Origin of the sequence: Ramlibacter sp. (assembly GCF_035706265.1) — a bacterium.
GTDB lineage: Bacteria > Pseudomonadota > Gammaproteobacteria > Burkholderiales > Burkholderiaceae_C > Ramlibacter.
The window spans coordinates 1-3,623 of sequence record NZ_DASSVG010000313.1 but is presented as its reverse complement, the minus strand read 5'-3'; the positions used below and the strand labels follow the sequence as shown (position 1 = coordinate 3,623).

At 69.6% G+C, this 3,623-nt stretch carries 4 protein-coding genes; 1 reads left to right on the top strand and 3 read right to left on the bottom strand.

All coding sequences use genetic code 11. The features are described from left to right. Window positions 1–521 (top strand): N-methyl-D-aspartate receptor NMDAR2C subunit (locus VFM98_RS11345; protein ID WP_325110027.1); only part of this gene is annotated, 521 nt, incomplete at its 5' end. 18 nt (window positions 522–539) lie between these two features. Here VFM98_RS11345 and VFM98_RS11340 read toward each other — a convergent pair. From VFM98_RS11340 to VFM98_RS11330, 3 genes are all read right to left on the bottom strand, one after another. Continuing rightward, the gene (locus VFM98_RS11340; RefSeq protein WP_325110026.1) at window positions 540–1,493 is read right to left on the bottom strand and encodes an alpha-E domain-containing protein; all 954 of its coding nucleotides are present in this window, start codon (window positions 1,491–1,493) and stop codon (window positions 540–542) included. Window positions 1,494–1,513: 20 nt separating this feature from the next. Further along, window positions 1,514–3,013, bottom strand: a complete 1,500-nt coding sequence (locus tag VFM98_RS11335; protein ID WP_325110025.1) for a circularly permuted type 2 ATP-grasp protein — start codon at window positions 3,011–3,013, stop codon at window positions 1,514–1,516. A gap of 70 nt (window positions 3,014–3,083) precedes the next feature. Further along, the coding region (locus tag VFM98_RS11330; RefSeq protein ID WP_414709015.1) for a ComEC/Rec2 family competence protein at window positions 3,084–3,623 on the bottom strand (540 nt) is incomplete at its 5' end.

Sequence of the window (3,623 nt, the reverse complement as noted above, 5' to 3'; positions counted from 1 at the left end):
CGCACCGGCACTACCACACGCTGCAGCACCTGCGCGCCTGCCTGGCCCATCTCGATGCCGCCGCCACCCTGGCGCAGCACCCGGTGGAAGTGGAACTGGCCCTGTGGTTCCACGACGCCGTCTACGACCCGCGCTGCGCCGACAACGAGGAGCGCAGCGCCGAATGGGCCTGGCGCAGCATCCTGGCCGCCGGCTGCGGCGAGGAGGTCGCGCAGCGCGTGCAGCGGCTGGTGCTCGCCACCCATGGCCATGCCGCCAGCGACGATGCGGACACGCGCCTGCTGCTGGACATCGACCTCGCCATCCTCGGGGCGGCGCCGGCGCGCTTCGACGACTACGAAGCCCAGATCCGGGCCGAGTACGCCCACGTGCCCGAGCCGCAGTTCCGCCTGCGCCGCTCGGAGGTGCTCGCCTCCTTCCTGGCCCGCCCGCGGATCTACCTCACCGCGGCCTTCCACGACGCGCTCGAACACCGCGCACGCGAGAACCTGCGGCGCAGCCTCGCGGCCCTGCAGGCTTGATCCGGCGCCGCCAGTCGCTCAGGCGGGAATCAGGAAGTCGCGGCTGATGCGCATGCCGAGGTCGTTGACGCGATCGAGGAACTGCGTCAGGAAGGCATGCAGGCCGGTGGCGAGGATCTCGTCGATCGCGCCGTACTTCAGTTCCGCGCGCAGCTTGCCGGCGCGGCGCTGCGTCTCGGCGGACTGGTCGTTGGCCACCATGGCCAGGTTCTGCACCACCTCGTTCATGCTCGCGTGCAGCGAGCGCGGCATGTCCGCGCGCAGGATCAGCAGGTCGGCCACGCGTTCCGGCTTGATCACGTCGCGATAGACCTTGCGGTAGATCTCGAAGCCCGAGACGCTGCGCAGGATCGCGCTCCAGTGGTAGAAGTCGTACTCCTGGTCCTTCTCGCTGGCGGCGCCGAAGAAGTCGCTCTGCACGGCGTGGAACTTCACGTCCACCAGACGCGCCGTGTTGTCGGCCCGTTCCAGGAAGGTGCCCAGGCGCATGAAGTGCAGCGCCTCGTCCATCAGCATGGTGCCCACGGTGACGCCGCGCGAGAGGTGCGAGCGGAACTTCACCCACTCGAAGAACTGGCCGGGGTCGCGCTCGAAATCGCCGTTGCGCAGCATCCGGTTGACTTCCAGCCAGGTCTGGTTCTGCGTCTCCCAGGCCTCGGTGGTGAGCGAGCCGCGCACGGCCCGCGCGTTCTCGCGCGCCGCCCGCAGGCACGAGAGGATGGAGGAAGGATTGCTCTCGTCGCGCACCATGAACTGCATCACCCGTTGCGGGCAGACCTCGCCGTGCTTGGCCTGGTAGGCGGGCATCAGCTCGCTGATCGTGAGCATGCCCTGCCAGCCGACCTTGGAGACGGCCGCCGACTGCGGCAGCAGCGAGGTCTGGTAGTTCACGTCCAGCATGCGCGCGGTGTTCTCTGCGCGCTCCGTGTACCTTGCCATCCAGAACAGGTGATCGGCGGTCCGCGACAGCATGTTGTCTTCTTCTCCCGTTCCTACACTTCCAGGATCCAGGTGTCCTTGGTGCCGCCGCCCTGCGAGGAGTTGACCACCAGCGAGCCTTCCTTGAGCGCGACGCGGGTCAGCCCGCCGGGGACCATCTGCACCTCCTTGCCGGAGAGCACGAAGGGCCGCAGGTCGATGTGGCGCGGCGCGATCCCCTGCTCCACGAAGGTGGGGCAGCTCGAAAGCGCGAGCGTCGGCTGCGCGATGTAGCCCTCGGGCCGCGCCAGCAGCGCCTGGCGGAATTCCTCGATCTCGGCCTGGCTGGCGGCCGGGCCGACCAGCATCCCGTAGCCGCCGGCGCCGTGCACCTCCTTCACCACCAGTTCCTTCAGGTGGTCCAGCACGTAGCGCAGGTCCTCCGGATGGCGGCAGGACCAGGTCGGCACGTTGGCGAGGATCGGCTTCTCCCCGAGGTAGAACTCGATCATCTTCGGCACGTAGGGGTAGATCGACTTGTCGTCGGCCACGCCGGTGCCGATGGCGTTGCACAGCGTCACGTTGCCGGCCTGGTAGACCTTCAGCAGGCCGGCGCAGCCGAGCGTGGACGTGGGACGGAAGGCCAGCGGGTCCAGGAAGTCGTCGTCCACGCGGCGGTAGATCACGTCCACCCGGCGCGGCCCGCGCGTGGTGCGCATGTAGACGAAGTTGTCGCGCACGAACAGGTCCTGCCCCTCGACCAGTTCCACGCCCATCTGCTGGGCGAGGAAGGCGTGCTCGAAATAGGCGCTGTTGTACATGCCGGGCGTGAGCACCACCACGGTGGGATCGTCGGTCGTGGAGGGCGCGGAGGCGCGCAGCGTCTCCAGCAGCAGGTCGGGGTAGTGCATGACCGGCGCGACCTGGTGCGCGCTGAACAGGTCGGGGAAGAGCCGCATCATCATCTTGCGGTCTTCGAGCATGTAGCTCACGCCGCTGGGCACGCGCAGGTTGTCCTCCAGCACGTAGTACTGGGCCGGCCCGCCGCCCGGCCCGGGCGCGCGCACGATGTCGATGCCGGCGATGTGCGAGTAGATGTCGTTCGGCACCTTCACGTCCGTCATCTCGCGGCGGAACTGCGCGTTGCCGATCACCAGCGCCTCCGGCAGCACGCCGGCCCGGACGATCTCCTGCCCGTGGTAGACGTCGTGGATGAAGCGGTTGAGCGCCGTCACGCGCTGCACCAGCCCCTGCTCCAGCAGCCGCCATTCGGCCGCGGGAATGATGCGCGGGATCAGGTCGAAGGGGATCAGCCGCTCGGTGCCGGCGCCGTCCTCGTCCTTCGCGCCGTAGACGGCGAAGGTGATGCCGACGCGGCGGAAGATCACCTCCGCCTCCTCGCGGCGGGAGCGCATGATCTCCTGCGGCTGGCGGCCCAGCCACTCGGCGTAGGTGCGGTAATGGTCGCGCACGCCCTGCACTTGCGACTGCGACATGCCGCCCAGGGTCTGCGACTGGAACTGGAGCGCGCCGTCCGCGGGCAGCTGGGCGAACATCTCGTCGAATTTCTGCATGGTAGGGGCGCGTTCTCCGGGATACAGGATAGCAATTTCCCGGCCATGGCTGGGCCATGGAGAGGCACCTTCAGCGCTCGTCGCTGTCGGCGCGCGCCGCGTCGTGGTGCCAGTAGCGCGGCGCGGCCTGCCGCTCGCAGCGCAGCACGCGTGCGGTGCGCGAATCCCAGCGCGCCGCACCGCAGCGGGGCGAGAGGGCCAGCACGATGCCGCGTTCCTCGTAGCGTTGCTGCACCGGTGCGGCCGGATGGCCGAAGCGGTTGCGGTACCCGGCCTGCACCAGCGCCGCCCAGGGCCGCACCGCATCGAGGAAGGCAGGGCTGGAGGAGGTGCGGCTGCCATGGTGCGGCACCAGCAGCACGTCGGCGGCGAGCGGGGCGCCGCGCGCGAGCAGGGCCGCCTCCTGCGGCTGCTCGATGTCGCCGGCCAGCAGCGCGCTGGCCTGGCCGTTGCTCACGCGCAGCACGCAGCTGAGCGCGTTGGGCTTGGTGCGCAGCCCGTAGTCTGCGGCGCCGGGATGCAGGATCTCGAAGCGCACGCCGTCCCACTCCCAGTGCTGGCCGGCGTGGCAGCGCGTGGAAGGGCGCAGGGCCTGCAGCGGGTGGCTGTC

What these genes read in the sequence shown, in the direction of transcription:
- VFM98_RS11340 (WP_325110026.1), bottom strand. Translation starts at nt 1,493, where the DNA reads ATGCTGTCGCGGACCGCCGATCACCTGTTCTGGATGGCAAGGTACACG.
- VFM98_RS11335 (WP_325110025.1), bottom strand. Translation starts at nt 3,013, where the DNA reads ATGCAGAAATTCGACGAGATGTTCGCCCAGCTGCCCGCGGACGGCGCG.